Origin of the sequence: Corynebacterium sp. HMSC074A09 (assembly GCF_001811545.1) — a bacterium.
In the GTDB taxonomy this organism is placed as follows: Bacteria; Actinomycetota; Actinomycetes; order Mycobacteriales; family Mycobacteriaceae; genus Corynebacterium; species Corynebacterium hiratae.
This window is the reverse complement of the sequence record NZ_KV805162.1, coordinates 1-979: the sequence shown is the minus strand read 5'-3', so window position 1 is coordinate 979 and position 979 is coordinate 1. Positions and strand designations below refer to the sequence as shown.

At 55.3% G+C, this 979-nt stretch carries 1 protein-coding gene; it reads right to left on the bottom strand.

What is annotated here, in order from left to right:
* The coding region (locus HMPREF2807_RS10965) for an Ig-like domain-containing protein (protein WP_232751671.1) at nucleotides 1-979 on the bottom strand (979 nt) is incomplete at both ends.

The window sequence follows — 979 nt, the reverse complement described above, 5'->3', positions numbered from 1 at the left end:
TGATGCAACGCTCAGACAGGTTGGAAGAACCAGTCCAATCCGCGGAACCATCCGGCGTACCCGGCTTCGAATCGCCAGTGACGATACGCGAAGCCTCGTTGCCGTCCTTATCCTTGGCAACAATCTTGTCGCCAGTCTTCAGCTCCTTGTCAACAACGACCTTCCACTTACCGTCATCGCCAACCTTGACAGTCTTCTCGGTCTTCTTACCGTCCTTGTCCGTGACAGTAACGGTGATATCGGTACCAGGCTTAGCGGTACCAGTAATCTCCTTGTCACCGTCCTTAGCCGGATCAATGGTCGGCTTGATGACCTCCGGAGTCTCAGACGGATCGTCCTTACCCGGCTTATTCGGGTCAATCGGCCAGGTCGGTCCCGGAATAATCGGGCTCTTAGGCTTCTTCTCAACCTCGACGACTACGCGGTCGATCTCCTTGCCGTCCTTGTCCTTGACAATGACAACAATCTTGTCACCAGGCTTGGCATCCTTATCGATGTCGACAATCAGGTTGCCGTCCTCATCGATCTCAGCCTTACCAGGACCCTCGGTCTCAACCGTGGTGCCACCCGGAACATCACCGCCGGTGTTCGGGATCTCAACCTTGTCGCCAGGCTTACCCTTGTCATCCTTCCAATCCGGAGCATCCGGATCCTGAACCTCAACGACTACGCGGTCGATCTCGTTGCCGTCCTTGTCCTTGACAATGACAGTGATCTTGTCACCAGGCTTAGCGTCCTTATCGATGTCAACAACGATGTTGCCGACCTCATCGATCTCAGCCTTACCCGGACCATCGGTCTCAACCGTGGTGCCATCCTCAACCGGACCGCCAGTGTTCGGGATTTCAACCTTGTCGCCAGGCTTACCCTTGTCATCCTTCCAATCCGGCTTATCAGCAGGAGCATCCGGATCCTCAGCGTCAGGCTGCTCAACGGTGACGGTGACGTCAACGTTGTCCTTAGAACCATCCGGGTAAGT